This is a genomic window from Paraburkholderia sp. BR13439 (genome assembly GCF_040948805.1).
In the GTDB taxonomy this organism is placed as follows: domain Bacteria; phylum Pseudomonadota; class Gammaproteobacteria; order Burkholderiales; family Burkholderiaceae; genus Paraburkholderia; species Paraburkholderia youngii.
The window spans coordinates 318,261-343,591 of record NZ_JBFPKN010000007.1; the positions used below are offsets into that span (position 1 = coordinate 318,261).

Consider the following 25,331-nt stretch of genomic DNA (forward strand, 5'->3'; position numbering starts at 1 on the left):
GCGCATCCCATCGACCGCCAGTCTTCGTCAGGAACCGTCAGGACCGTCCCCCGCACGCTATGAAAGCCGCTGAAATCCGCGAGAAATTCCTCAAGTTCTTCGAATCGAAGGGCCATACGATCGTCCGTTCGTCGAGCCTCGTGCCCGGCAACGACCCGACGCTGCTCTTCACCAATTCGGGGATGGTGCAGTTCAAAGATGTGTTCCTCGGCGCGGAATTGCGTCCGTATTCGCGCGCCACGACCGCGCAGCGCAGCGTGCGCGCCGGCGGCAAGCACAACGATCTCGAGAACGTCGGCTACACCGCGCGTCACCATACGTTCTTCGAGATGCTCGGCAACTTCTCGTTCGGCGACTACTTCAAGCGCGACGCGATCCACTACGCGTGGGAACTGCTGACCGAAGTCTACAAGCTGCCGAAAGACAAGCTGTGGGTCACCGTCTACCAGGAAGACGACGAAGCGCACGACATCTGGGCGAAGGAAGTGGGCGTACCGGTCGAGCGCATCATCCGCATCGGCGACAACAAGGGCGCGCGCTACGCGTCGGATAACTTCTGGCAGATGGCCGACACCGGCCCGTGCGGCCCGTGTTCGGAAATCTTCTACGACCACGGCCCGGACGTGTGGGGTGGCCCGCCGGGATCGCCCGAGGAAGACGGCGACCGCTACATCGAAATCTGGAACCTCGTGTTCATGCAGTTCAACCGCGACGCGCAGGGCAACATGACGCCGCTGCCGAAGCAATGCGTGGACACCGGCATGGGCCTCGAGCGTATCGGCGCAGTGCTGCAGCACGTGCACAGCAACTACGAGATCGACCTGTTCCAGGCGCTCATCCAGGCCGCCGGCCGCGAAACCGGCGTGACCGATCTGACCAACAACTCGCTGAAGGTGATCGCCGATCACATCCGCGCGTGCTCGTTCCTGATCGTCGACGGCGTGATTCCGGGCAACGAAGGCCGCGGCTACGTGCTGCGCCGCATCGTGCGCCGCGCGATCCGCCACGGCTACAAGCTCGGCAAGAAGGGTTCGTTCTTCCATCGCCTCGTCGCCGACCTCGTCGCGCAGATGGGCGAAGCCTATCCGGAACTGGCGCAGGCCGAGAAGCGCGTGACCGACGTGCTGCGTCAGGAAGAAGAGCGCTTCTTCGAGACGATCGAGCACGGCATGTCGATTCTCGAAGCCGCCTTGGCCGATCTCGACGCCAAGGGTGGCAAGACGCTCGACGGCGAACTCGCGTTCAAGCTGCACGACACCTACGGCTTCCCGCTCGACCTGACCGCGGACGTCTGCCGCGAGCGCGAAGTGACGGTCGACGAAGCCGCATTCGACGATGCGATGGCGCGTCAGCGCGAGCAGGCGCGCGCGGCGGGCAAGTTCAAGATGGCCCAGGGCCTCGAATACTCGGGCGCGAAGACCACCTTCCACGGCTACGAAGAAATCGTCTTCGACGACGCGAAGGTCGTCGCGCTGTATGTGGACGGCGCGTCGGTGCAGCAGGTGCAAGCCGGCCAGCCGGCGGTCGTCGTGCTCGATCACACGCCGTTCTACGCGGAGTCGGGCGGCCAGGTCGGCGACCAGGGCGTGCTCGCGAACGCCAGCACGCGCTTTGCCGTTGCCGATACGCTGAAGGTGCAGGCCGACGTGGTCGGCCATCACGGCACGCTCGAGCAGGGCACGCTGAAGGTTGGCGACGTCGTCAAGGCGGAAATCGACGCGGTGCGCCGCGCTCGCACGGCGCGCAACCACTCGGCCACACACCTGATGCACAAGGCGCTGCGCGAGGTGCTCGGTTCGCACGTGCAGCAAAAGGGCTCGCTCGTCGACGCCGACAAGACCCGCTTCGACTTCGCGCACAACGCGCCGATGACGGACGAACAGATCCGCCGCGTCGAGGAAATCGTCAACGCGGAAGTGCTGGCGAACGCGCCCGGTATCGTGCGTTTGATGTCGTACGACGATGCGGTGAAGGGCGGCGCCATGGCACTGTTCGGCGAAAAGTACGGCGACGAAGTGCGCGTGCTCGACCTCGGTTTCTCGCGTGAGCTGTGCGGCGGTACGCACGTGAATCGCTCGGGCGACATCGGCTTCTTCAAGATCGTGATGGAAGGCGGCGTCGCGGCCGGTATTCGTCGCGTCGAAGCGATCACCGGTGACAACGCGGTGCGCTACGTGCAGGAGCTCGAAGCGCGCGTCAACGCGGCAGCGGCCGTGCTGAAGGCGCAACCGGCGGAACTCACGCAGCGCATCGGCCAGGTGCAGGACCAGGTAAAGGCGCTCGAGAAGGAACTGAGCGCGCTTAAGTCGAAGATGGCGTCGAGCCAGGGCGACGAACTCGCCGGCCAGGCGATCGAAGTGGGCGGCGTGCATGTGCTCGCGGCAACGCTCGAAGGCGCGGACGTGAAGACGCTGCGCGAAACGGTCGACAAGCTCAAGGACAAGCTGAAGAGCGCGGCGATCGTGCTCGCGTCGGTCGAAGGCGGCAAGGTCAGCCTGATCGCCGGTGTGACCGCCGACGCCAGCAGGAAGGTCAAGGCGGGCGAACTGGTCAACTTCGTGGCCCAGCAGGTGGGCGGCAAGGGCGGTGGCCGTCCGGACATGGCGCAGGCTGGCGGTACCGAACCGGCCAACCTGCCGGCGGCGCTCGCGGGCGTCAAGAGCTGGGTCGAAGGACAGCTTTGAATCTGATGGTCGGTTGAGTCCGGCTCGACGTGAAGTCGAGCCGGGTTCGACAAAGGGGCCACGCGGCGCGCCAGCAGGATCGGCGCGTTGCGTGGCCCCTTCGTTTTTGCCGAAGCCGTTCGGCTTGCGTCGAACCGGCTCGCCGGCGCGGCGGATTCAACGATCAGACCGCATTCGTATCCACGGGCGCCGCCGCATCCGTGTCGGCCGTCCCTTCCTGCGACGCGACCAGCGCGCGCCGCAACGCATTGAGCGCCGACGAAAAATGCCCGCGTCGCCAGACCAGCAGCGTGTCGATGGTGCCGATATCGGGCAACTCGTGCACCGCGATATTGCTCGTGTCGGGCTGCAGATCGAGCACCGAGCGCGGTGCGACCGCGACGCCCGCGCCGGCCGCCACGCACGCGACGATCGCGTGATACGAGCCGAGTTCCAGCACGCGCTCCGGCCGCACCCCGTGCTCCAGATACCACTTCTCGATATACGCGCGATAAGCGCAGCCGCGCTCGAACGCGATCAGCGTCGATAGCGCGATGTCGCGCACTTCGCGGATCGGCCGATGGCCGCGCGGCGTCAGCATCACGAGTTCCTCGCGGAAGATCGGCACGGTCTCGAACACATCGCCGAGCGTCGCGGGGTCGAGCGGCGTCGCGACCAGCGCCGCATCGACCTCGAATTCGCGCACGCGCTCGATCAGCCTGCCGGTCGTGCCGGTCTCCAGCTCCAGTTCGACGGCCGGCCATTGCTGGTGATATTGCGCGAGCAGGGCCGGCAGACGCGTCGCCGCGACGCTTTCCATCGTGCCGAGACGCAGCCGGCCGCTCGGGCGATCCTCGCGCACCGCGTGACGCGCCTCGTCGGCGAGCGCGAGCAGCCGTTCGGCGTAGGGCAGCAGCGTCTCGCCGGCCGGCGTCAGCACGAGCCGGCGGCCGTCGCGGATGAACAGCTCGGTGCCGAGCTGCTCCTCGAGTTGCTTGATGCGCGTGGTCACGTTCGATTGCACGCGATTAAGCTTCGCCGCGGCGCGCGTCACGCCGTTTTCGCGTACCACCGCGCGAAAAATGGTCAAAGCGGCCAGATCCATGATTCTCTCCCGGCGATGAATGACATCCTAATTATTCATTTTTAGTGATTGAAAGGTCAAGCTAATATGGATTCACACCATCGCTGCTCGACCGTCCGATCATGAACGACCTTGCTTCCCACGCGTACTCGCGCTTCCACGAACCGCACGCGGGCCGGCGCGCCGCGCTCGCCTGCATGGCCGCGCTGGCCGTCGCGCTCGGGATCGGGCGCTTTGCTTTTACACCGCTGTTGCCGCTGATGCTGCACGGCGCCGCGCTCGGCCAGCCGCACCTCGATATCCAGCATGGCGGCTGGCTCGCGTCGTTCAATTACGCCGGCTATTTCGTCGGCGCAATGACGTGCGCGGCGCTGCGGGCCGAGCCCGCGCGCATGGTGCGCGTCGGACTCGCCGCGACCGTGCTGCTGACGCTCGCGATGGGCGTCACCGGCCAGTTCTGGGTGTGGGCGCTGGTGCGCTTCGTCGCCGGCGCGGTCAGCGCGTGGACCTTCGTGTTCGCGTCGCAGTGGGGCTTGCGGCGGCTCGCCGAACTCGGCGCAAATGAGTGGAGCGGGGTGATCTACACCGGGCCGGGCGTGGGCATCGTCGGGACCGGCCTGCTGGTCAGCGTCGCGGGCGGCTATGGCGCGGTGGTCGGATGGATCGGCTTTGCGTTGATCGGCGCGGTGCTGACCGTGCTGGTATGGCCGGTGTTCGGGGAGACGCGGCGCGTGGGGGCGGCGAAGCCTGCCGTTGCGAGCTCCTCCACCGCAAAATCCGCTACCGGATCACGCGCTGGCGCAAACCCGCCGCCCCGTACGGCCGGCGTTCGGACGAGTCATGCCGTTCACCGCAGCGACGCGTTCTGGCTGGTGCTGCTCTACGGTATCCCGGGCTTCGGCTACATCATCACCGCGACCTTTCTGCCGGTCATCGCGCGCCACGCGTTGCCGGGCTCGGCATGGCCGGACCTGTTCTGGCCGATGTGCGGTGCCGCGCTGATCGTCGGCGCGTTGCTCGCCGCGCGTTTGCCCTTGCATTGGGACAACCGCACGCTGCTCGCGGGCTCGTATGTGCTGCAGGCAATCGGCATCGCGTTGGGCATCGTGTGGCCGACGGCGGGCGGTTTTTCGCTCGGCAGCATCCTGATCGGCCTGCCGTTTACCGCGATCACGCTATTCGCGATGCGCGAGGCGCGGCGGCTGCGCGGCGACGACGCGGCCGGGCTGATGGGTTACGCGACGGCGGCCTACGGCATCGGACAGATCGCGGGTCCGTTGGTGGCCGCGCCGATTGCCGCCCACACGGGATCGTTTTCGCTGGCGCTGTGGCTCGCCGCGGGCACGTTGCTGGTGGGGGCGGTAGGGCTGATCGCGGTGATGCGCGTGCCGCGCGGACCGCGCCGTGGTCGCATGCCGGATTGCGGTTGCAACTAGCACCGAAAACAAATCTCGCACGAGCGCACTAAAATGACCGCTTTCCGTCATTCCCTCGCGCCTGTCGCCGGGCGCGTCGCTCGACCATGCAACATTTCGCGTCCGACAACTATGCCGGCATCTGTCCCGAAGCGCTCGACGCGCTGATCGCCGCCAACAACAGCGGGCACGAACCGGCCTATGGCGACGACTCATGGACCAACCAGGTCTGCGACCGTCTGCGCGACCTGTTTCAGACCGATTGCGAAGTGTTCTTCGTGTTCAACGGCACGGCGGCCAATTCGCTCGCGCTCGCGTCGTTGTGCCAGTCGTATCACTCGGTGATCTGCCACGACCTGGCACACATCGAGACCGACGAATGCGGCGGTCCCGAGTTCTTTTCAGGCGGCTCGAAACTGCTGACGGCGCCGGGCATCGGCGGCAAGCTCACGCCCGATGCGATCGAGTCCATCGTCACGCGGCGCGCCGATATCCACTATCCGAAGCCGAAGGTCGTCACGCTGACGCAGTCGACCGAGGTCGGCACCGTCTACAGCGTCGAGGAAGTGCGTGCGATCGCGGCGATCGCGAAGCGCCGTCATCTGAAGGTGCACATGGACGGCGCGCGTTTCGCGAATGCGGTCGCCGCGCTCGACGTGCATCCGTCGGAAATTACGTGGCGCGCGGGCGTCGACGTGCTGTGCTTCGGTGGCACCAAGAACGGTCTTCCAGTGGGCGAGGCGGTGGTGTTCTTCGACCGCGCGCTCGCCGACGATTTCGCTTATCGCCTGAAGCAGGCGGGGCAGCTCGCATCGAAGATGCGCTTCATCTCCGCGCCGTGGCTCGGCCTGCTCGACAACGACGTGTGGTTGCGCAATGCCCGTCACGCGAACGCGATGGCGCGTTTGCTGGAGACGCGGTTGCAGGAAATCCCGGGCGTGAGCATCATGTTTCCGAGTGAATCGAACGCGGTGTTCGCGCAGTTGCCGCCGCATGCCGCGAAGACGATGCGCGCGCGTGGCTGGAAGTTCTACGAGTTCATCGGCGCGGGCGGTTGCCGGCTGATGTGCGCGTGGGACACGCAGCCCGAAACGGTCGAGCGTTTCGCCGCCGACGTGCGCGAACTTTGCGTCGCGTGATCGAAGACGCGTGAAGCTGCCGGAGCCCGGGTAACAAATGGCGCCTCGACGCACCAATCGGCACACACGCAAAGCCACTCCACTACGACCCGCCAAAAAACACGAAACAACGAGACGTCCCCCGCCATGACCGAGTACCGATTCTGTCCCCGCTGCGCGAAGCCGCTGACCGAACGCACCGACCCCGAGCACGACGGTGGCCGCGTCCGTCAGATCTGTCCCGATACCGAGTGCGGTTACGTTCATTGGAATAATCCGCTGCCGGTCGTCGCCGCGATCGTCGAGTACGAGGGCAAGATTCTGCTTGCGCGCAATGCCGCATGGCCCGAGGGCAGGTTCGCGCTGATCACCGGCTTCCTCGAAAACGGCGAGACGCCGGAGCAGGGCATCGCGCGCGAAGTGATGGAGGAGACCTCGCTGCATACGGAGTCGGTCGAGCTGATCGGCGTGTACGAATTCATCCGCAAGAACGAGCTGATCATTGCGTATCACGTGAAGGCGCATGGGACGATCGCGCTGTCGCCCGAACTGCTCGAATACCGGCTCGTCGAGCCCGCGAAGCTGCGACCCTGGCGCGCGGGCACGGGGCAAGCGCTCGGCGAATGGATGCGGCGGCGCAATTTGCCGTTCGAATTCGTCGAGCGTCCGGGGCTGTGAAGCGCTCCGCCCACTGAGCCGCAACATTGGCCAGCGCACAGACAACGCAGAGAACTTGGAGACAGCCCACAGCACAGCCATCGACGCATCACCGAATCGTTCATCCACGTCAATCAGCGGTCAATGAGCGCACGCTCAGGGAGAAGCAACGGCATGGCCTACATCTACTACCTGACCCATATTCATCTGGGCTACGACGCACTGTCGCAACTGTCGTCCGAGTGCGCGCGCATCGGCATCAAGCGGCCTCTGGTGATCAGCGACAAGGGCGTCGTCGCGGCCGGCATCGCGCGGCAGGCACTCGATGCGCTGAAGCTCGGCGACGTGCCGCTGTTCGACGACACGCCGTCGAATCCGACCGAGGAAAAGGTGCTCGCGGCCGCCCAGGTGTATCGCGACGAGCGCTGCGACGGGCTGATCGCGGTGGGCGGCGGTTCGTCGATCGATCTCGCGAAGGGCGTCGCGATCGCCGCCACGCATCCGGGGCCGCTCACGCAATACGCGACGATCGAAGGCGGCAGCGCGAAGATCACCGACGCCGTCGCGCCGCTGATCGCGATTCCGACCACGGCCGGCACCGGCAGCGAAGTCGCGCGCGGCGCGATCGTGATCCTGAACGACGGCCGCAAGCTCGGTTTTCACTCGTGGAGTCTGCTGCCGAAATCGGCGCTGTGCGATCCGGGTCTCACGCTCGGCCTGCCGCCGGGGCTCACCGCGGCGACCGGCATGGACGCGATCGCGCATTGCATCGAGACTTTCCTCGCGCCGGCCTTCAATCCGCCCGCCGACGGCATCGCGCTCGACGGTCTCGAACGCGCATGGCACAGCATCGAGCGCGCGTGCGCGGACGGCAGCGATCGCGAGGCGCGCCTGAACATGATGAGCGCGTCGATGCAGGGCGCGATGGCGTTCCAGAAGGGCCTCGGCTGTGTGCATTCGCTGTCGCATCCGCTGGGCGGTTTGAAGGTGAACGGCCGCACGTCGCTGCATCACGGCACGCTGAACGCGGTCGTGCTGCCCGCGGTGCTGCGCTTCAACGAGCGCGCGCCGAGTGTGGTGGCCGAGCGTCGCTATGCGCGCATGCGTCGCGTGATGGGGGTGCCCGAGCATGCGGATCTCGCGCAGGCGCTGTTCGACATGACCGCGCGACTCGGCCTGCCGACCGGCCTCAGGCAGATGGGCGTCGACGAAAGCATGTTCGACAAGGTCGTGCAGGGCGCGCTGCTCGATCATTGCCATCGCACGAATCCGCGCGAGGCGAGCGCCGACGACTATCGCCGCATGCTGACCGAGTCTTTGTGACCGAGCCCCGCATCCTCGCATCCACCAACCGCCAGGTCCGATGAACAAACCCGCCCCCGCCGGCCGCGCCGCGTATCCGCACTTCCTGCCGATCACCACGCGCTGGATGGACAACGACGTCTACGGCCACGTGAACAACGTCGTCTACTACAGCTATTTCGACACCGTCGTGAACGAGTATCTGATCCGCGCGGGCGTGCTCGATTTCGAGCACGGCGCGACGATCGGGCTCGTCGTCGAGACGCGGTGCAACTACTTCGCGCCGCTCGTGTTTCCCGATCGCATCGACGCGGGCTTGCGCGTTGCGCGGCTCGGCACGTCGAGCGTGCGCTACGAGGTGGGGCTGTTCCGCGACGGCGACGCCGCGCCCGCCGCGCAGGGGCATTTCGTGCACGTCTACGTGGATCGCGCGACGCGCCGGCCGGTGAACCTGCCCGCCGAACTGCGCGCGGCGCTCGAACCTTTGTGCGTCGCCGGGCCGGCGGACTAGACGCGTGCAGTCGTTCATCATCACTCTGCTCAACGGCCTGAGCTACGGGCTGTTGCTGTTCATGCTGTCGGCCGGGCTGACGCTGATCTTCAGCATGCTCGGCGTGCTCAACTTCGCGCATGCGAGCTTCTACATGCTCGGCGCGTACGTCGGCTTTTCGGTGGCGGCGCGCGCCGGTTTCTGGAGCGCGCTGGTAGTCGCGCCGCTCGTCGTCGGTCTGCTCGGCGCGGCGCTCGAGCGCTGGCTGCTGCGGCGCGTGCGGCGGCACGGTCATTTGCCCGAACTGCTGCTGACGTTCGGCGCCGCGTATTTGCTCGGCGAACTCGTCAAGCTCGGCTGGGGGCTCAGTCCGTTGTCGGCGAGGATTCCGGCCGTGCTCGACGGTCCGCTGTTCTCGCTGTACGGCGCGGTTTTCACGCGCTATCGCGCGTTCATGATGGCGGTGTCGCTCGCGATGCTCGCGGCGCTCGTCACCATGCTGCGGGTGTCGAAGACGGGCTTGATCGTGCGCGCCGCGCTCACGCATGCGCAGGCCGTCGAAGCGCTCGGCCACAACGTGCCGCGCGTATTCACCGGCGTGTTCGCGGCTGGCACCGCGCTCGCCGCGCTGGCTGGCGTGATCGGCGCGCCGCTGTTCGTGATCGAGCCGGCGATGGCGGAGTCGCTCGGCTCGATCGTGTTCGTCGTGGTCGTGATCGGCGGGCTCGGGTCGCTGAGCGGGGCGCTGGTCGCGTCGCTGCTGGTGGGGTGCTTGCAGACGCTGGCGGTCGCGAGCGATCTGTCGTTGGGCGACGCGGTGTCGCTCGCCGGCGCGGTGCTGCCGCCCGCATGGGACGCGCTGACGCTCGCGCAAGTCGCGCCGCTGCTGCCGTACCTGCTGCTCGTCGCGGTGCTGGCGACGAGGCCGCGCGGGCTGTTCGGACGGCGTGACGATCATGCATAGGCGGAGTGGGTCGTCAGATGCGGTGGAAGGCAGGGTGCCGCCTGGCAGGCCCGGCCGCGCGCTCGCGCCTTGGCTCGCGCTCGTCGCCTTTCTGGCCGTGCCGCCTTTCATCTGGCCGCACAGCTGGCTGCTCGCCTACCTTGCGCAAAGCGCGACGATGATCGTGTTCGCGCTGTCGTACAACCTGCTGCTCGGCGAGACCGGGCTGCTGTCGTTCGGACATGCCGCCTATGCGGGGCTCGGCGCGCTGATCGCCGCGCGCGTGTTCAACGCGACCGGCGTGCCGCTCGTGCTGCTGCCGTTGGTCGGCGGCATCGGCGGCGCGCTGTGCGGCGTGCTGTTCGGCTTTATCGCGACGCGCCGTGCCGGCACCGCGTTCGCGATGATCACGCTCGGTCTCGGCGAACTCGTCGTCGCGGCCGCGTGGACACTGCCGGGCTGGTTCGGCGGCGAGGCGGGCGTCGCGATCGATCGCGCGAACGGGCCGCTCATCGGCGGCTGGAACTTCGGTCCGGCGCGCGAGGCCTATGCGCTGATCGCGCTGTGGTGCGTCGTCGCGAGTGTCGCGATGTTCGTGCTGTCGCGCACGCCGTTCATGCGGCTCGCGAACGCGGTGCGCGACAACCCGGCGCGCGCGGCGGCGATCGGCTGCTATCCGCGCCGGGTTCGCTACCGCGTGGTCGTGCTGTCGGCGTTTTTCGCGGGCATCGCGGGGACGCTCGGGCTGATCAATATCGAACTCGTGTCGACCGAGAGCGTCGGCATGGTGCGCTCGGGCACGGTGCTGATCGCGACTGTGATCGGCGGCACGGCGGCGTTCTTCGGGCCGGTCGCGGGAGCGATCGTGCTGACGTTTTTCAGCGTGGTGGTCGCGAGTGTCACGCGGGCGTGGTTGTTCTATCTCGGGCTGTTCTTTGTCGTCGTCGTGATGGCCGCGCCGGACGGGCTTGCTGGCTTTGCGTCGCGGCAGGTGGCGCGGATTGCGGCCTATGGCTGGCGAGGTTGCCGGGCCGCCTATCTGTGGAGTGCGGCGGCGGGGCTGCTGTGGCTCGCGGCCATCGTGATCGCGGTGCAGTGGGCCTATGCGGCGCAGTTTGGGGCGGACGAAGGCGCGGCGTTTAGCGCATTGTTCGGCGCCGGTGCGGGTACTGATGTCACCGTCGCACCGACGCTGTCGCCGCTTCCTCTGGCGCTGACACTCGTTGCGCTCGCTGCCCTGGCTACGTTGTCCACACGCCATGCGCTGCGCGCGCATGCACGCGTCACCGCGCACGCACGCGCGGCACGATCCTCCGGAGCCGCACGATGATCCCCGCACTCGCGCTCTACGGCATCGAAAAGCGTTTCGGCGCGACACCGATCCTGCGCGGTGTCGATCTCGCCATCGAACCCGGCGAGCGGCACGCGCTGATCGGCCCGAACGGCGCGGGCAAATCGACGCTGTTCAACCTGATCGGCGGCGGCGCGCGGCCGAGCGCGGGGCGTATCCATCTGTTCGGCGCAGACATCACGCGGCTCGCGCCGGCCGCGATCGCGCGCCGCGGCCTCGCGCGCAGCTTCCAGAGCACCAGCGTGTTCGCGCGGCTGTCCGTGTTCGACAACCTGCGCTGCGCGGCGCAGCTTGCCGAGCGCGATCGTACGCGCTGGTGGCAGCGTCTGAGCGGCGCCGCCGCGATCGATGCGCGCGCTGCCGCGGTGCTCGACGCGGTCGGCCTCGGCCCGCGCCGCGACGTCGCGGCCGGCACGCTCAGCTACGCGGAGCAGCGCGCGCTCGACCTCGGCATCGCGCTCGCGGGCGGCGCGCACACGCTGCTGCTCGACGAACCGACGGCGGGCATGAACCGCGCGGAGGCGGCGCGCGCGATCGAGCTGATCCGCGACACCACCGCGGGCCGCACGCTGCTGATGGTCGAGCACGACATGGACGCGGTGTTCGCGATCGCCGATCGAATTTCGGTGCTGGTGCAGGGGCGCATCATCGCCAGCGGGTCGCCGGCCGCGATTCGGGCGGACGCGGCGGTGCGGGCCGCGTATCTGGGTGAGCGCTTCGATCCGGGCTCAGGCGCTTGGGCCGGTGACGAGCCGGACCGCGGAGCAGGCCGATGAGCGCGCTGCTCGACATTCGCGACCTGAACGCGTGGTACGGCGCGAGCCAGGCGTTGCACGGCGCCACGCTGAGCATCGAGCCCGGCGAAGTGGTCGCACTGGTCGGCCGCAATGGCTCAGGCCGCTCGACGCTCGCACGCGCGATCATGGGCCTCGTGCGCTGCGAGGGTGAACTGCGTTTCGCGGGGCGCTCGCTCGCGGGTCTGCGCACGTTCGAGATCGCGCGGCTCGGCCTCGGCTACGTGGCCGAGCATCGTGATGTGTTCGCCGCGCTCAGTGTCCATGAAAACCTGCTGCTCGGCATTGCGCCAGTTGCCGCATCGCGTGCGCGCGGGCGCGCGCCGCGCTTCACGCTCGACGACGCGTATGCGCTGTTCCCGGTGCTCGCCGAGCGCAAGCGCACGCGTGCCGGCGCGCTGTCGGGCGGCGAGCAACAGATGCTGGCGCTCGCGCGGGCTCTGCTTGGAGACCCCGATCTGCTGCTGATCGACGAGCCCGGCGAAGGGCTCGCGAGTCTCGTGATGCGGCAGGTCGCGGATTGTCTGCGCGCATTGCGCGAACGGAGTGTCGCGATCCTGTTGATCGAGCAGCGGCTCGTGATCGCGCAGGACATCGCGAGCCGAGTCGCGGTGATGGGGCATGGCGAGATCGTGTTCGACGGCGCGCTTGCGTCGTTTTTGTCGCGTGACGATGTGATGCGGGAGTGGCTCGGAGTGGGCTGATGCCGGACTTTTCGAGCGCTGACCGGCTGATGGCGGAACTTGCACCGCAGGAATGCGCCCATGTTGGGCGCACCAAATAAAAAAGGAGTCTTGCCAGGAACGGCAAGACTCCTTCAACACACTCGCTCAACAACTATTCGACTGACCGGCCTCCTGCTTTTTGCGTTACATGGCTATCAGAACTCGTAGCCAACCTGCGCACGTACACCTGCATCGCCAGTTGAAGTGACCGACATCGCAGTGTTGACGAGCCACTTGTTATTTCTCGAGCGATACGTGGCGCCTACTGCAGCTGCGCTACCACCCTTATAAGTCGCGCCTCCCGCCGCGACGATCGTTTTGCCCGGACCCGACGGCGTCATGTTCGGCATTGCCATTGCCGCTGCGATGCCTGCATAAGCGTTCTTCGCGACGTCGTTGATTGCCTGGTTGGTGGCGTTGATACGCTGATCTGTGTAGTTGTTGGCCTGCTGCACGCCCTGGGCAACCGAGCTGTTCATCTGACCGACATTGACCGCATCCGTGTCCGCCGTACCCGCTGCAACGTTGGTGATCTGACGCTGCTGCGTGGCCGAACCCACCGACACCGAGTTGTCGCGGTCCGTCGACGAACCCTGACCCAACGCCACCGAGTTCGCATTGGCGGCCTGCGAGCCCGTGCCGATCGCCGTCGAGTTGACGCCGCTTGCCGCTGCGTTGGCACCGACTGCCGTCGCGTTGTCGCCCGGGGCTGCCGCGCCTGCTCCAGCCACCGTGCTGGCCGCACCGATACCAGGCGCTGCTGCATTGACCACCGCGTCGTTGCCGCCGCCCGAAGACGAACCATTCGAGGCATGAGAATTCGAGCTGCCCGGCTGGACGTTGGACAGCTGGCTGCCCAGATTCCACACCTGCCCGTTAAGATCCGTCACCTGGTCCTGCAACGCCGACAACTGGCCGAAGTTCACCGCGTCGTACTGGCTCGTGCCGTTGGCCACGTTGGTCAGGATCACCGGACCCGTGCTCTGGCCTCCCCCCAGCGTCACGGCACCGAGGTTCACCGAGCCGTCAGCTTTACGGTCGTACTGCACCGCGCCGGACAGTTGCGTGCCGACATCGCCCACCTGGCTCTGCAGCTTCGTGATGTCCGTGGTGTTCTGCGTGACCCGGTCGTCCAGGTTGGTGACGGCATCGCCAACGCTATGTACCGTCGTACCACCTACGCTGTAGCTCGGTGCGCTTACCGTGCCGTCCGCGTTCACGGTCGAACCGCCGCCCAGCGCTTGAGCCGTGCTCGCCGCGGTGGTGTACAGCTGGCTGCCGTTGATCGCGTCGACGCTCGATGCGTTCACTGCGCCATTGGCCACGCCCGTCACCGTGCGGTTGCCCGCCGTGCCTGCCACGTTCATCACCGTGCCGTCCATGTCCTTCGCCACCGTGATGTCGCGGGTGTTCGCGTCCTGCTGCACCAGACCCACCGTGCCTTCAGCAAGCTGGTTCTGCACGTTCGCGATGTTGGTCGTGTTCTGCGCGATGTCCTCCGTGTTCTGCGTCGTGCGACCGTCGAGGTTGGTGACGGCTTCGGCCACGCTATGCACCGTCGTGCCGCCCACGCTGTAGTTCGGCGCGCTGATCGAGCCATCCGCAAGCACGATCGAACCACCACCCAGCGCCCGGGCCGTGCTCCACGCCGTGCCGTACAGCTGGCCGCCATTCACCGCGTCCACGCTGGTTGCCCTCACTGCGCCATTGGCGACGCCCGTCACCGTGCGGTTGCCCGCCGTGCCCGCCACGTTCATCACCGTGCCGTCCATGTCCTTCGCGACGGTGATCGCTCGGGTGCTTGCGTCCTGCTGCACCAGACCCACCGTGCCATCGGCCAGCTGGCTCTGCATGTTGGTGATATCCGTCGAGTTCTGCGCGATGTCACGCGTGTTCTGCGTCGCGCGACCGTCGATGTTGGTGACGGCATCACCTACGCTATAGACCGTCGTACCGCCCACGCTATAAGCAGGCGCTTTGACGGAACCGTCCGCATTCACCGCAGCACCACCACCGAGCGCGTTGGTCACTCCCCTAAGCTGCGACACGACCACCGCGTCCGAGTTTTGCGTGCCGGCTGCCACGTTCGTGATCTGACGCGTAGCCGCAGCACTGCCAACCGACACGGAATAGGCGCGGTCGGCGATCGAACCCGAGCCCAGCGCCACCGACTTTTCCGCAGTTGCGCTCGCGTATTCGCCGATGGCGATCGCATTGTCCGTCGTCGCTGCCGCACGGGCACCGAACGCTATGCTCGAGGTGCCTGAGGCGATCGCATATTGGCCGATTGCATTGCTGTTAAACCCGGAAGCAGTCGTATGCCAACCGATAGCGTTCGAAGCTTGCCCTGACGCGGTCGCCTGAATGCCAATTGCAGTCGCATTCAGTGTGTTCGCGACGCTTGCGGCTCCGATCGCGGTAGTTCCCTGCGCGGATGCAGTCGCCGCCGAGCCAACCGCGACAGAGTCCGCGCCTGTGGCAGAGGCGGAATCGGTGTCTGCTCCGGAGTAGGGCCCATTTGTCGCCTCGACCGGCGTGCCGATCACGGCCGATGCAGCCGTGCCCGACATCCCGGCCAGCACGACGGCTGTGGCGATCGTCCCAGCCACAGTCCGCGACTTGCTTCGCTTGCCACGCACCGACATATTCTCGGAAGCTGCCACCCAAGATCCGAGCGCTTCATTCCAGATGCTGATGTAGGACTTGTTCATGATGTGATTCCTATCGGAGTTAGATATAACGGTAGGTATGCGAAGTAATCGAAGACTGTCGTCGCGCTTTTGGGTTTTCCAATATCAGCTAGGAAATTGCAGGCTTGAGGCAACAGAAACAACCTGCAACGCTGCCCGGATCAACCCGAATCGGCTTCGGCTAAATCTCTGAAACTGAGTGCAGTTTAGATTTTTGAGATAGAAACAAAATAAGCCGAGTCTGAGATTAGGGATTGGTATGTCGGCAGCACTGCTTGTTAATGCGGGGAAGCGCGCGACGTCAGATATTCCGTCGGCACGACGGCCAAAAGGGGGATTGCGTTTGATTGAGCAAAGAATCCCGGCAGACGCTTCAGCCCGCCCCAAGCTCCTCGGATAGCCAATCCTGAAAGCTTTTCAGCTTGGGGCAGGTCCGCGCGCGATTTGAGCAGGTTCAGCGTATAGCCGTTTACCTTCAACCCATCGAGTCCCAACGGCGCGACGAGTGTCCCGGTTTACAGATCGCGTTGAGCGAGCAGCAGGCTCTCAAGACAGAGGCAGCGGGTGGCCGAGATCGCGAAAGCGTTCGGCATGCGGCCGCTGTTCGCCGCGCACAAGGACCGCGACGGTAGGGCCGCTGTACACGCCGTGGGACGAGATGCTGGCGACGAGCGACATGATCACCATCCACAGCCCGTTGACACCGCAGACGCGCGGCATGCTCGCCGCGCCCTGATTCATGCGTGGTGAACCCGCCAATCTGGTTGTGTGACGGGCAGGGCCCTGACGGTCCCGCCGCGTCGAGGCCGACCGCGTCGAGGCCGACCGCGTCGAGGCCGACCGCGTCGAGACTCACGGATGGTCAAGCATCCTTATTGATGATCCACTCGTGTGCCGGATCGTTATGGAAATGCCAGACCCGCTGGCTGCCCGCCATCACGTTCAGATAATACGAGTCGTAGCCATACGGCACGATGACCGGGTGATAGCCGCGCGGCACCATCACGACGTCGTGATCCTCGACGGCCATCGATTCGTCGATATCGCGTGAGTCGGTGTAGACGCGCTGAAATGCGAAGCCTTGCGGCGGATCGAGCCGGTGGTAATAGGTTTCTTCGAGCGAGCTTTCGTGCGGAATGTTGTCGGTGTCGTGCTTGTGCGGCGGATAGCTCGACGCGTGACCGCCCGGCGTTCTCACTTCGACCAGCAGCAACGATTCCGCCGGCTCGGTCTGCGGAAGAATGTCGCACACGTAGCGCGTATTCAGCGACTTGCCGCGCGTCGAGCGCTTCATCGACGCCGGCTCGATCAGCCGCGCCGGATACTCGCCCTTGGCCGGCGCGCTAGCGACACCAATTTCCGCGTCGCGGTTCGCGCGCACCGTCGCGCGCACGTTCGGCGGCAGATACACCGCGTACGGCGCCGCGTCTTCGAACACGCTGTCGCGCGATCCGAGCGAACTCCACGTCGTATCCGGCGTTTCGATATCGACCGCGCCGCTCAGCACGACGATGCACGTTTCGCGCGCCGGTTCGAACACGTATACGAGTTCTTTCGCGCCGACCCGGTACGCGGCGAATCCTACATAGCGCCAGCAGGCCGACTGCGGCGTGACGCGCGCGATCGTCTGGCCTTCGCGCTCTGCCTTTATCAATAAGCTCATGCTGCCTCCTTGCCGAGCGGCGCATCGACGAGCGCCCGCAAAGTTCCGTACCCCTTCTGCGCATAATCGAACGACGGGGCGACCACTGGGTCCTGCTCCGCCTCGACGACGAGCCAGCCGCAATAACCATGCCGCTTCAGCCGGTCGATCAGCGCCGGAAAATTGACCGCGCCGTCGCCGGGCACCGTGAACGCGCCGGCGATCACCGCATCGAGAAAACTCCAGTTGCGATTGCGCGCGAGCTTCATCACGGCGGGGCGCACGTCCTTGCAGTGCACGTGACAAACGCGCGCGATGTGCTTGTCGAGCACGGCCACCGGATCGCCGCCCGCGAACGTGATGTGCCCGGCGTCGAACAGCAGGCCGACCGCGTCGCTGGTATGCGCCATCAACTGACCGACGTCGGCTGGCGTTTCTACATACGCGCCCATGTGATGATGATAGGCGAGCCGAACGCCACGGCTCAGCGTATAGCGCGCGAATTCATCAACGCGTGCCGCGTAATCGGCCCATTGCGCGTCGCTGAAAAAGCGCGGCCGTTGATACAGCGGGCGCGGCGCGCCCTGGATCGAATCGGCGACTTCGCCATACACCATCACGGTCGCGCCGTTTTGCGCGAGCAATTCCAGATGCGGGCCGACCGCGTCGATTTCTTCCGCGACGCTGCGTTTGGCCAATTGTCCCGAGTACCAGCCGGACACGAGCGCGAGGTCGTATTGCGCGAGCAGCGTTTTCAGCGCTTGCGGCTCGCGGGGAAACTTGTTGCCGAGCTCGAAGCCCTGATAGCCGATCTGGCGACCCTCGGTCAGCGCGACTTCGAGCGGCGTCTCGCCGCCGAGCGACGGCAGGTCGTCGTTCATCCACGATAGCGGATTGATGCCGATGCGTACGTCGAAAGCAGTCATGCCGAAGTCCTCATGGTTCTCACTCTTGATCGGCGCCCTGTGGCGGCGAAAGCGGTGCGGATGGCGCCGCGCGCGCCGCGAGTTGCGCGTCGTACTTCGCGCGGGCGTCGCGCACTTCGGTGCGCGTCGATACTTCGGGCACCGCGACTTCCCACCACCAGCCGCCGTCTTCGGTGGTGCGAGCCGGGTCGGTGTCGATGCTGATCACGTACGTGCCCTTGGCCGCCCGTGCGCGTTGCAGCGCCGCTTCGAGTTCGGCGAGATTGCGCGCATGTTCGGCTTGCGCGCCGAGCGCGCGCGCATGCGCAGCGAAATCGATGCGCGGCACGCCTTCCGGGCCGTGCGCGCAATCGTCGAGCAGATTGTTGAACGGTGCGCCGCCGCAAGCCTGTTGCAGCCGGTTGATGCAGCCGAAGCCGCGATTGTCGAGCACGACGACGATCAGCTTCGCGCCGAGCATCACCGAGCTCGCGATCTCGCTGTTCATCATCAGATAGCTGCCGTCGCCGAGAATCACGATCACCTCGCGCTCGGGCCGCGCGAGCTTCACGCCGAGGCCGCCCGCGATCTCATAGCCCATGCACGAGTAGCCATATTCGACGTGATACGCGCCGGGCCGGCCCGCGCGCCACAGTTTGTGCAGGTCGGCGGGCAGCGTGCCGGCCGCGCAGACGACGATGTCGTCGGCCGGCGAGCGCGCGCTCGAACGCTGCACCGCGCCGATCACGTCGCCCTCGTAGGGCAGCACCGCGTCGCGTTGCGGCGCATGCGTGAGCGTTTGCACGGTGTCGCGCCAACTGGCCGCGAGCTTGTGCGCGCGCGCGGTCCACGCGCGCTCGGCGTGCCAGCCTTGCAGGGGCCCGGCGAGCGCATCGAGCGCGAGCTTCACATCGGCTTCGACGACGAAGCCGCGATGCTTGAGCGCGTCGAAGCCATTCGCGTTGATCGCGATCACGTCGGCTTGCGTGAACAGCGTGTTCGAGCCGGTCGTGAAGTCCTGCAGTCGCGTGCCCAGCGCGAGCACGCAGTCGGCGTCATGCGCGAGCGCATTGGCGGCGGGCGACCCGGTCACGCCGAGCGCGCCCGCATTCAGCGGATCGTTCCACGCGAGCGAGCTTTTGCCGGCCTGCGTTTCCGCGACGGGCACGCCATGCGCGCTCGCGAAGCGGTGCAGCGCATCGGCCGCACGGCTGTACAGCACGCCGCCGCCCGCGACGATCAGCGGCCGCTTCGCGTGCCGCAAGCGCGCGCACGCGGCGTCGAGATCGTCGCTACGCGGCGCGGGTGCATGAATACGCACGACGCGCGGCGTGAAAAAGTCCTCCGGAAAGTCCCATGCCTGCGCCTGCACGTCCTGCGGCAACGCGAGCGTGACGGGGCCGCATAACGCGGCATCGGTCAGCACGCGGATCGCGCGCGGCAGCGCGCTCAGCAATTGCGCGGGCTGCACGATGCGATCGAAGTAGCGCGATAGCGGCTTGAACGCGTCGTTCGCGGATACGCCGCCGTCGTTGAAATCCTCGAGTTGCTGCAGTACCGGATCGGGCGCGCGCGACACGAAGATATCACCGGGCAGCAGCAGCACCGGCAGACGGTTCACGTGCGCGAGCGCGGCCGCGGTCAGCAGATTGGTCGCCCCGGGGCCGATCGACGTCGTCACGGCCATCATGCGGCGGCGAAAGTGCGCCTTCGCATAAGCGATCGCACTGTGCGCCATCGCCTGCTCGTTGTGCGCCCGGAACGTGGGCAGCGCGTCGCGATGCTGATACAGCGCCTCGCCGATGCCCGCGACGTTGCCGTGGCCGAAGATCGCGAACACGCCGCCGAACAGCGGTTCGACGCTGGTGCCGTCTTCGCTGGCGACGCGTTGCGCGGCTAGATAGCGCACCAGCGCCTGTGCCATCGTCAGGCGAATCGTGCCGCCGGTGCGGGCGGGCGCTTGCGGCGCGCCGCTGGTGGATGGAGTGTCGTCATGCATGATGCCCTCGTTCATGCGGCCTGCTCCTGATGAGCGTGATGAGGTGTGCCATGCGCCGTCGGTTCGCCGCGCGCACTGCGCCACGCGGCGATCAGCGTTTCGAACGTGTGGCGCACGCGCGCGATCAGTTCGTCATCGCCGATTTCGCCGGCGAGCCACGCATGGCTCGGTTCGTGAAAGATCGTGCGGCCGACCGTGAAGCCGCGGCACGTCGCCGCTTGTGCGGCCGCACGAAAGCCTTCGCTCAACTGCTCGACCGCCGCCGACAAGCCGAGCAGCACGACGCCGCGGCAATAGGGATCGCGCTCGGCGATCAGCGCGTCGATGGCCCGCCATTGCGCGGCGTCCATCGGTTCGAGCTTCCACCACTCGGGGTAGATGCCGAGGTTGTACAGGCGCTTCAACGCGCGATACACGATGTCCGGCCCCTGCGGCAGCGACGCATGCTTCGGCGGAATCACTTCGAGCAGCAGTTCGTGGCCGCTGGCCTGGGTCGCGTCATACAGCGCGCGCAGTTGCGCCTCCTGTTCGAGCCGCTGCTCGATCGGCTCATCCGGATGAAACTGCACCAGACACTTGACGACGTGCTCCTGCGGCCACGCGATCAGCGTGGTGCCGATCGAGCGGCCATGATCGAACACGAGCGGCACGGAGCCGGGTAATTCGACCGGACGGCCGATCCACCAGCCGCGGCCGGTCGCGGCATTCAGCGCGTCCTGACCGTAGCGGTCGTCGATCAATACGCCGATGCGTCCCTGCAGGTTCAATGCGCGCTCGGTCTGCGCGACCGCTTCGACGAACAAGCCCTTCAACGAGGCAATGCGCGCTTCGTCGGCGCCGGTCTGCTGCGCGAGTTCGAAGAACGGGTTGCGATGATCGAATGCGAAACCAAGCACTTCGTGCCACGCTTTACGCGCGGGCGAAACGCGATGCAGTCTTGCGAGCTTCGCATCGCGATCGGGCCGGCGCATGCGCTGCGGATCGGCCTTCGCTTCGCGCAGGAAGTAATCGAGCTCGGCCGGGGTCGGCATCGCGGGGGCGCAGCCGTGGCGTGATACGACCAGCGCGCCGCTCGCATTCGCGGCGCGCGCGCAGGCCTCGAGCGGCAGATCGCGCAGCCAGCCTGAGAGGAAGCCGGAAGCGAATGCGTCGCCAGCGCCGAGCACGTTCAGCACTTCGACTTCGACGCCGCCGTGAATCGGCGCAGCGTCGAGCGATGCAGGCACCTCGCCGTCGATGATCTGACAGCCGAGCGGCCCGCGCTTCAGCACCAGCGTGGCCGGCGTCACGGCGCGCACGATCGCGAGCGAGTCGCGCAGGTCGGTCTTGCCGCCGGCGATGCGAAACTCTTCCTCGGTGCCGATCACCAGATCGAACAGCGGCAGAATCCGCTGCAAATGCGTGCTGACGCCTTCGCTCGCGACGAAACGCGTCTCGCCGTCGGCTTTGCCCGTGAGCCCCCACAGCACCGGGCGGTAGTCGATGTCGAGCACGGTGCGCACGTCGTTGCGGCGCGCGTATTCGAGCGCGCGGCGGCTCGTGCGATCGACCTGTGCAGTGGAAAAGTGCGTGCCGGTGATCAGCAGCGCTTTCGACGACGCAATGAACGCCTCGTCGAAATCGGCTTCGTCGACCGCCATGTCCGCGCAGTTCTCGCGGTAGAAGATCAGCGGGAACGTGTCGCGGTCCTTCAGGCCGAGCAGTACGAGCGCGGTCAGCCGTTCGTGATCGATGCGCACGTGGCTCACGTCGCAGCCTTCCTTCGTGAGCGTTTCGGTCAGGAAACGTCCCATGTGATCGTTGCCGACGCGCGCGAGCATGGCTGCGTCAAGCCCGAGCCGCGCGCAGCCGAACGCGATGTTCGCCGACGAGCCGCCGAGATACTTCGCGAAGCTCGACACGTCTTCAAGCCGCGCGCCGACCTGCTGCGCATACAGATCGACGGCCAGCCGGCCGAGGCACACGATGTCGCGGGCGCGCCCCGGCGCGAACCGGCTGCCCGCTGTGTTAGCGCTGGAGGTGCTGGAGTGAGCCATGAATAGTCCTGAGTAACAGTGCGCGGTGAGTGCGCGGTAGCCAGCCAGGCGAAACCCGTCGAGGCCGGACGCACCGCGCGAATCGGTCAGATCGTCGCGCCTTCGAGTTCGCCGATCATCTTCTGCATCTCGGCGCCGCCGGCCATCATGTCGAGCACTTCGTCCTTGCTGATCGTCTGTTTGGTGAACGTGCCGAGCGAGCGGCCGCGATTGAGCAGCGTGAACGAATCGCCGATCGGATACGCGTGATGCACGTTGTGGGTGATGAAGATCACCGAGATGCCTTTGGCGCGCGCCTTATGGATCAGCTTCAGCACGTTGAAGCTCTGCTTGACGCCGAGCGCGGCCGTCGGTTCGTCGAGAATCAGCACGCGCGCGCCGAAGTGAATCGCACGCGCGATGGCGAGACATTGACGCTCGCCGCCCGACATCGTGCCGATCGGCTGATGCGGGTCGCGCACGTTGATGCCCATTTCGGCGAGCTTGTCGCGCGCGGTGGTGGCGCAGGTTTCGAGGTCCATCACGTTCAGAAAGCCAAACAGCTTTTTCTGCGGTTCGCGGCCCATGAAGAAATTGCGCGCGACCGACAGCAGCGGCACCAGCGCGAGATCCTGATAGACGGTTGCGATGCCGAGATCGAGCGCGTCTTTCGGCGACGTGAAATGCACCGGTTTGCCGTCCACCCGGTAGGTGCCTTTGCTCGGCTGATACACGCCCGCGAGCGTCTTGATCAGCGTCGATTTGCCGGCGCCGTTGTCGCCGAGCAGGCAGTGCACCTCACCACGTTCGAGCCGCAGCGTGATGTCGTTCAGCGCGATGATGTTGCCGAAATAACGGCTGACGTTTTCGAGCGACAGGATGATGTCGTCCGGGTTCTGTTCGGGGGTGCTCATCGTGAACCTCCGCCTAGCGCGATGCCGCGACGCGGCCGCGCACGTAGTGGTTGAACAGCACGGCGAACAGCAGCATCACGCCGAGGAACACGCGGAACCAGTCGGAATCGACGTTGGTATACGTGATGCCGATCTGCACGACGCCGAAGATCAGCGCGCCGAAGCAGGCGCCGACCACCGAGCCGTAGCCGCCCGTCAGCAGCGTGCCGCCGATCACCGCGGCGATGATCGCCTCGAACTCCGCCTGCAAACCACGGTCGGCCGCGGCCGAACCGATATCGCACACCTGCAGCACCGCATACAGGGCCGAGCAGAACGCGGTCAGCACGAACAGCGAGATCTTCACGCGACGCACCGGCACGCCGACGTTCTTGGCCGCGTTGGCATCGCCGCCGACCGCGAAAATCCAGTTGCCGAAGCGCGTCTTCGCGAGCGTGAACGCGCAGACCACCGCGAGCACGAACCACCACAGCAGCACCTTGGGAATGCCCGGCACGAGCGGCGCGCCGTTGTCGAGCATCTTCACGAGACCGAGGTGGCCGAGCCATACGAACAGACCTCGGAACGCAACGCCCTGAAAGAACGTGTGCGCGAACCAGTCCTGACGCGCGACGTCGCCGACGCCGGAGATGATCGTGCGATCGGCGAACATCACCGACAGCGCGAGCGTCAGACCGCGCAGAATGAACAGGAACGCGAGCGTGACGATGAACGACGGCAGGCGCGTGCGCATCACCAGATAGCCGTTGAGCGCGCCAAGCAGCATCGAGCCGACGAACGCGAACACGATCGCAAGCCAGATCGGCCAGTGGAAGTACATGGTCGGCAACGCGACCATCATGCCGGCAAAACCGATCATCGAGCCGATCGACAGATCGAACTCGCCGGCGATCATCAGCAGGCATGCGCCGACCGAGATCAGACCGAGATAGGCGGCGACCTGCGACCAGTTCATCACGCCGTCGAGGTTGAACATCCCCGAGTTGCCGGCGGCCAGGCCGAACACGATGAACACCATCACGGTGCCGGCGAGCGCCGCGAATTCCGGTCGGCCGAGCAAATGGCGGAACCAGGATTCCTCGCGCACGCGTTCGTCGACGGCAGCGGCTTGCGAGGCGGTCGTCGCGCCAGACTGCGCCGGGTCTTGCGGATCAGACGGCGGTTGCTTGCGGTGATGGGGATGAAACAGGTCGGCGACACCCATTGAAGCTCTCCTTGATACGCCCGCGACCGGCGAGTCGGCGCAATGCCGTGGGCGTTTGCGAATCCGCCGGGCGGCGTAACCGCTGGGCGGCATAACCGCTGGGCGGCATGTCCGCTGAGCGGGCGAGTGCCGGCAAGACGCAATGCGTCCCACCGGTCACTGCTTTTTCAACCTTGCCGCCGGCGCGGCGGTTTGATCGCGCGATGCGATGCGATGCCGTGCGTTCAGCGGTACTGACCTGCGTACTTCAGCACCTTGTCGACATTTTCTTTGGTGATGAAGCCCGGACCCGAGCCGATATTGCGCGGCCCGTACGACGGTGCGAGCCCATAGGTTGCGAGACGCTCCTTGAATTTCGGATTCGCCTGCAGGACCTCGCGGATCTTCACGGGATCGGTGGTGTTGTTCTTCTTCGCGATCGCCAGCACGGCGACCGGGATATAGCCCTGCAAGTACGGTTGCTGGTCGATCGCGAACTGGATCGTGCCGTCCTGGATGCCCTTTGCGATGTCGCTATCGAAGTCGAACGTCGCGAACCAGATCTTGCCGGCGACGCCCATCTGCTGCAGCGCCTTCAAGGTCGGGTCGGCCGATAGCGGACCGAGCGTCAGCACCGCCTGGGTATCCGGATGATTGCGCAGGAACGCGCTGACCTTCGACTGCACGCCGGTCGGGTCCTGGCCCACGTCGAGCGTCGAGGTCTTGAAGTTGGCGCCGATCGCTTCGGCGAAACCGCGGCAGCGTTCGAACGAGGCCGGGTTCGTCGCGTAGTGGTTCACGCACAGGAACGACTTGATGCCGGCGGCTTTGGCCTTCTCGCCGGCGGCTTTGCCGGCCGCGAACTCGGGTTGGCCGACGTGCATGATCGCGCCGAGCTTCGCGCTTTGCTCCTCGGTGCCCGAATTGATCGTGACGAGCGGAATGTGTTTCTCGGTGACCTTCCCGATCGAACTTTTCAGCACGTCGAAATCGGCGATCGATACGATCACGCCGTCGTAATTGCGCGCGGCCGCCTGCTCGACGAGACGCGCCATGTCGGCGATGTCGCCGTTCGGCGGGTTGCGGTAGTCGGTCTGAACGTTGAAGTCCTCGTCGGCCTGCTTGATCGCGTTCTTGATCGTGTTCCACCACGAGTCCGAATCCGGCGCGTGGCTGATCAGCACGAAGTGAGCGTCTGCCGCGCGGGCGGCCGAGGCCGCGCCGAATCCCGTCGCCAACGTCAACGCCGTCACCAGAATCCTGAGCGTTGCCTTGCCTCTGCAAAGTCTCATTGTCTCCACCTTTCTCGGTCTGTCGTTCGTTATTGAGGGAGCGCCTGGCGGGTGGCTTGCCATTCCGATGACCCACACAACGAGGCCGAAGCGCCATCGCTCACGACCAAGAGTAGGTCATCTTCCGAGGCCTTGCAAAGAAAATTTCA

Annotated in this window: 20 protein-coding genes; 11 read left to right on the forward strand and 9 right to left on the reverse strand. The window is 66.1% G+C overall.

The window, feature by feature from the left end; translation table 11 throughout:
- The first annotated feature begins 59 nt into the window (after positions 1-59).
- On the forward strand, positions 60-2,684 hold the full coding sequence (gene alaS / locus AB3X96_RS17175; protein WP_368590604.1) for an alanine--tRNA ligase: 2,625 nt from the start codon (positions 60-62) through the stop codon (positions 2,682-2,684).
- 163 nt (positions 2,685-2,847) lie between these two features.
- On the opposite strand, the gene AB3X96_RS17180 is transcribed toward alaS, so the two are convergent.
- On the reverse strand, positions 2,848-3,768 hold the full coding sequence (locus AB3X96_RS17180) for a LysR family transcriptional regulator (RefSeq protein ID WP_368590605.1): 921 nt from the start codon (positions 3,766-3,768) through the stop codon (positions 2,848-2,850).
- A 101-nt stretch (positions 3,769-3,869) separates the two neighbouring features.
- Between AB3X96_RS17180 and AB3X96_RS17185 the strand changes: the two genes are divergently transcribed.
- From AB3X96_RS17185 to AB3X96_RS17225, 9 genes are all read left to right on the forward strand, one after another.
- On the forward strand, positions 3,870-5,183 hold the full coding sequence (locus AB3X96_RS17185) for a YbfB/YjiJ family MFS transporter (RefSeq protein ID WP_368590606.1): 1,314 nt from the start codon (positions 3,870-3,872) through the stop codon (positions 5,181-5,183).
- An 86-nt stretch (positions 5,184-5,269) separates the two neighbouring features.
- Positions 5,270-6,301, forward strand: a complete 1,032-nt coding sequence (locus AB3X96_RS17190; protein WP_368590607.1) for a low specificity L-threonine aldolase — start codon at positions 5,270-5,272, stop codon at positions 6,299-6,301.
- A gap of 126 nt (positions 6,302-6,427) precedes the next feature.
- Positions 6,428-6,958 carry an NUDIX domain-containing protein gene (locus AB3X96_RS17195; RefSeq protein WP_176107984.1) on the forward strand — a complete coding sequence of 177 codons (531 nt, stop codon included), beginning with the start codon at positions 6,428-6,430 and terminating at the stop codon, positions 6,956-6,958.
- A gap of 153 nt (positions 6,959-7,111) precedes the next feature.
- Positions 7,112-8,260: an iron-containing alcohol dehydrogenase gene (locus AB3X96_RS17200; protein ID WP_368590608.1), complete on the forward strand. Its 1,149-nt coding sequence runs from the start codon at positions 7,112-7,114 to the stop codon at positions 8,258-8,260.
- Positions 8,261-8,300: 40 nt separating this feature from the next.
- Positions 8,301-8,750 carry an acyl-CoA thioesterase gene (locus tag AB3X96_RS17205; RefSeq protein WP_368590609.1) on the forward strand — a complete coding sequence of 150 codons (450 nt, stop codon included), beginning with the start codon at positions 8,301-8,303 and terminating at the stop codon, positions 8,748-8,750.
- A gap of 4 nt (positions 8,751-8,754) precedes the next feature.
- Positions 8,755-9,693, forward strand: coding sequence for a branched-chain amino acid ABC transporter permease (locus AB3X96_RS17210; RefSeq protein WP_368590610.1), 939 nt, complete (start codon positions 8,755-8,757; stop codon positions 9,691-9,693).
- A complete protein-coding gene (locus AB3X96_RS17215; RefSeq protein ID WP_368590611.1) occupies positions 9,686-11,002 on the forward strand; it encodes a branched-chain amino acid ABC transporter permease in 1,317 nt (438 codons plus the stop codon). Before AB3X96_RS17210 ends, AB3X96_RS17215 begins: the two co-directional genes overlap by 8 nt.
- A complete protein-coding gene (locus AB3X96_RS17220; RefSeq protein WP_368590612.1) occupies positions 10,999-11,799 on the forward strand; it encodes an ABC transporter ATP-binding protein in 801 nt (266 codons plus the stop codon). The genes AB3X96_RS17215 and AB3X96_RS17220 overlap by 4 nt, the downstream gene beginning before the upstream one ends.
- On the forward strand, positions 11,796-12,521 hold the full coding sequence (locus AB3X96_RS17225; RefSeq protein WP_368590613.1) for an ABC transporter ATP-binding protein: 726 nt from the start codon (positions 11,796-11,798) through the stop codon (positions 12,519-12,521). The genes AB3X96_RS17220 and AB3X96_RS17225 overlap by 4 nt, the downstream gene beginning before the upstream one ends.
- A gap of 176 nt (positions 12,522-12,697) precedes the next feature.
- Here AB3X96_RS17225 and AB3X96_RS17230 read toward each other — a convergent pair whose 3' ends face one another.
- Positions 12,698-15,253, reverse strand: a complete 2,556-nt coding sequence (locus AB3X96_RS17230) for a YadA-like family protein (protein ID WP_368590614.1) — start codon at positions 15,251-15,253, stop codon at positions 12,698-12,700.
- A 637-nt stretch (positions 15,254-15,890) separates the two neighbouring features.
- Between AB3X96_RS17230 and AB3X96_RS17235 the strand changes: the two genes are divergently transcribed.
- Entirely contained in the window at positions 15,891-15,968 is a 78-nt protein-coding gene (locus tag AB3X96_RS17235) for a hypothetical protein (protein ID WP_368590634.1), read from the forward strand.
- 126 nt (positions 15,969-16,094) lie between these two features.
- Here AB3X96_RS17235 and iolB read toward each other — a convergent pair whose 3' ends face one another.
- The 7 genes from iolB to AB3X96_RS17270 all read right to left on the reverse strand — a co-directional run bounded on the left by iolB (position 16,095) and on the right by AB3X96_RS17270 (position 25,182).
- The gene (iolB, locus tag AB3X96_RS17240) at positions 16,095-16,895 is read right to left on the reverse strand and encodes a 5-deoxy-glucuronate isomerase (protein ID WP_368590615.1); all 801 of its coding nucleotides are present in this window, start codon (positions 16,893-16,895) and stop codon (positions 16,095-16,097) included.
- Positions 16,892-17,800: a myo-inosose-2 dehydratase gene (iolE, locus tag AB3X96_RS17245; RefSeq protein ID WP_368590616.1), complete on the reverse strand. Its 909-nt coding sequence runs from the start codon at positions 17,798-17,800 to the stop codon at positions 16,892-16,894. The genes iolB and iolE overlap by 4 nt, the downstream gene beginning before the upstream one ends.
- Before the next feature lie 19 nt (positions 17,801-17,819).
- The gene (iolD, locus tag AB3X96_RS17250) at positions 17,820-19,793 is read right to left on the reverse strand and encodes a 3D-(3,5/4)-trihydroxycyclohexane-1,2-dione acylhydrolase (decyclizing) (protein ID WP_368590617.1); all 1,974 of its coding nucleotides are present in this window, start codon (positions 19,791-19,793) and stop codon (positions 17,820-17,822) included.
- Positions 19,790-21,814, reverse strand: coding sequence for a 5-dehydro-2-deoxygluconokinase (gene iolC, locus AB3X96_RS17255; RefSeq protein ID WP_368590618.1), 2,025 nt, complete (start codon positions 21,812-21,814; stop codon positions 19,790-19,792). The genes iolD and iolC overlap by 4 nt, the downstream gene beginning before the upstream one ends.
- A gap of 86 nt (positions 21,815-21,900) precedes the next feature.
- Positions 21,901-22,707: an ATP-binding cassette domain-containing protein gene (locus tag AB3X96_RS17260; RefSeq protein ID WP_368590619.1), complete on the reverse strand. Its 807-nt coding sequence runs from the start codon at positions 22,705-22,707 to the stop codon at positions 21,901-21,903.
- A 13-nt stretch (positions 22,708-22,720) separates the two neighbouring features.
- Positions 22,721-23,911 carry an ABC transporter permease gene (locus AB3X96_RS17265; protein WP_368590620.1) on the reverse strand — a complete coding sequence of 397 codons (1,191 nt, stop codon included), beginning with the start codon at positions 23,909-23,911 and terminating at the stop codon, positions 22,721-22,723.
- Between the two features lie 224 nt (positions 23,912-24,135).
- Positions 24,136-25,182, reverse strand: coding sequence for a sugar ABC transporter substrate-binding protein (locus AB3X96_RS17270; RefSeq protein WP_026228647.1), 1,047 nt, complete (start codon positions 25,180-25,182; stop codon positions 24,136-24,138).
- Positions 25,183-25,331 lie beyond the last annotated feature (149 nt).

Coding starts and splice junctions, on each gene's coding strand:
- alaS (WP_368590604.1), top strand. CDS start 60: ATGAAAGCCGCTGAAATCCGCGAGAAATTCCTCAAGTTCTTCGAATCG.
- AB3X96_RS17180 (WP_368590605.1), bottom strand. CDS start 3,768: ATGGATCTGGCCGCTTTGACCATTTTTCGCGCGGTGGTACGCGAAAAC.
- AB3X96_RS17185 (WP_368590606.1), top strand. CDS start 3,870: ATGAACGACCTTGCTTCCCACGCGTACTCGCGCTTCCACGAACCGCAC.
- AB3X96_RS17190 (WP_368590607.1), top strand. CDS start 5,270: ATGCAACATTTCGCGTCCGACAACTATGCCGGCATCTGTCCCGAAGCG.
- AB3X96_RS17195 (WP_176107984.1), top strand. CDS start 6,428: ATGACCGAGTACCGATTCTGTCCCCGCTGCGCGAAGCCGCTGACCGAA.
- AB3X96_RS17200 (WP_368590608.1), top strand. CDS start 7,112: ATGGCCTACATCTACTACCTGACCCATATTCATCTGGGCTACGACGCA.
- AB3X96_RS17205 (WP_368590609.1), top strand. CDS start 8,301: ATGAACAAACCCGCCCCCGCCGGCCGCGCCGCGTATCCGCACTTCCTG.
- AB3X96_RS17215 (WP_368590611.1), top strand. CDS start 9,686: ATGCATAGGCGGAGTGGGTCGTCAGATGCGGTGGAAGGCAGGGTGCCG.
- AB3X96_RS17220 (WP_368590612.1), top strand. CDS start 10,999: ATGATCCCCGCACTCGCGCTCTACGGCATCGAAAAGCGTTTCGGCGCG.
- AB3X96_RS17225 (WP_368590613.1), top strand. CDS start 11,796: ATGAGCGCGCTGCTCGACATTCGCGACCTGAACGCGTGGTACGGCGCG.
- AB3X96_RS17230 (WP_368590614.1), bottom strand. CDS start 15,253: ATGAACAAGTCCTACATCAGCATCTGGAATGAAGCGCTCGGATCTTGG.
- AB3X96_RS17235 (WP_368590634.1), top strand. CDS start 15,891: ATGCTGGCGACGAGCGACATGATCACCATCCACAGCCCGTTGACACCG.
- iolB (WP_368590615.1), bottom strand. CDS start 16,895: ATGAGCTTATTGATAAAGGCAGAGCGCGAAGGCCAGACGATCGCGCGC.
- iolE (WP_368590616.1), bottom strand. CDS start 17,800: ATGACTGCTTTCGACGTACGCATCGGCATCAATCCGCTATCGTGGATG.
- iolD (WP_368590617.1), bottom strand. CDS start 19,793: ATGAACGAGGGCATCATGCATGACGACACTCCATCCACCAGCGGCGCG.
- iolC (WP_368590618.1), bottom strand. CDS start 21,814: ATGGCTCACTCCAGCACCTCCAGCGCTAACACAGCGGGCAGCCGGTTC.
- AB3X96_RS17260 (WP_368590619.1), bottom strand. CDS start 22,707: ATGAGCACCCCCGAACAGAACCCGGACGACATCATCCTGTCGCTCGAA.
- AB3X96_RS17265 (WP_368590620.1), bottom strand. CDS start 23,911: ATGGGTGTCGCCGACCTGTTTCATCCCCATCACCGCAAGCAACCGCCG.
- AB3X96_RS17270 (WP_026228647.1), bottom strand. CDS start 25,182: ATGAGACTTTGCAGAGGCAAGGCAACGCTCAGGATTCTGGTGACGGCG.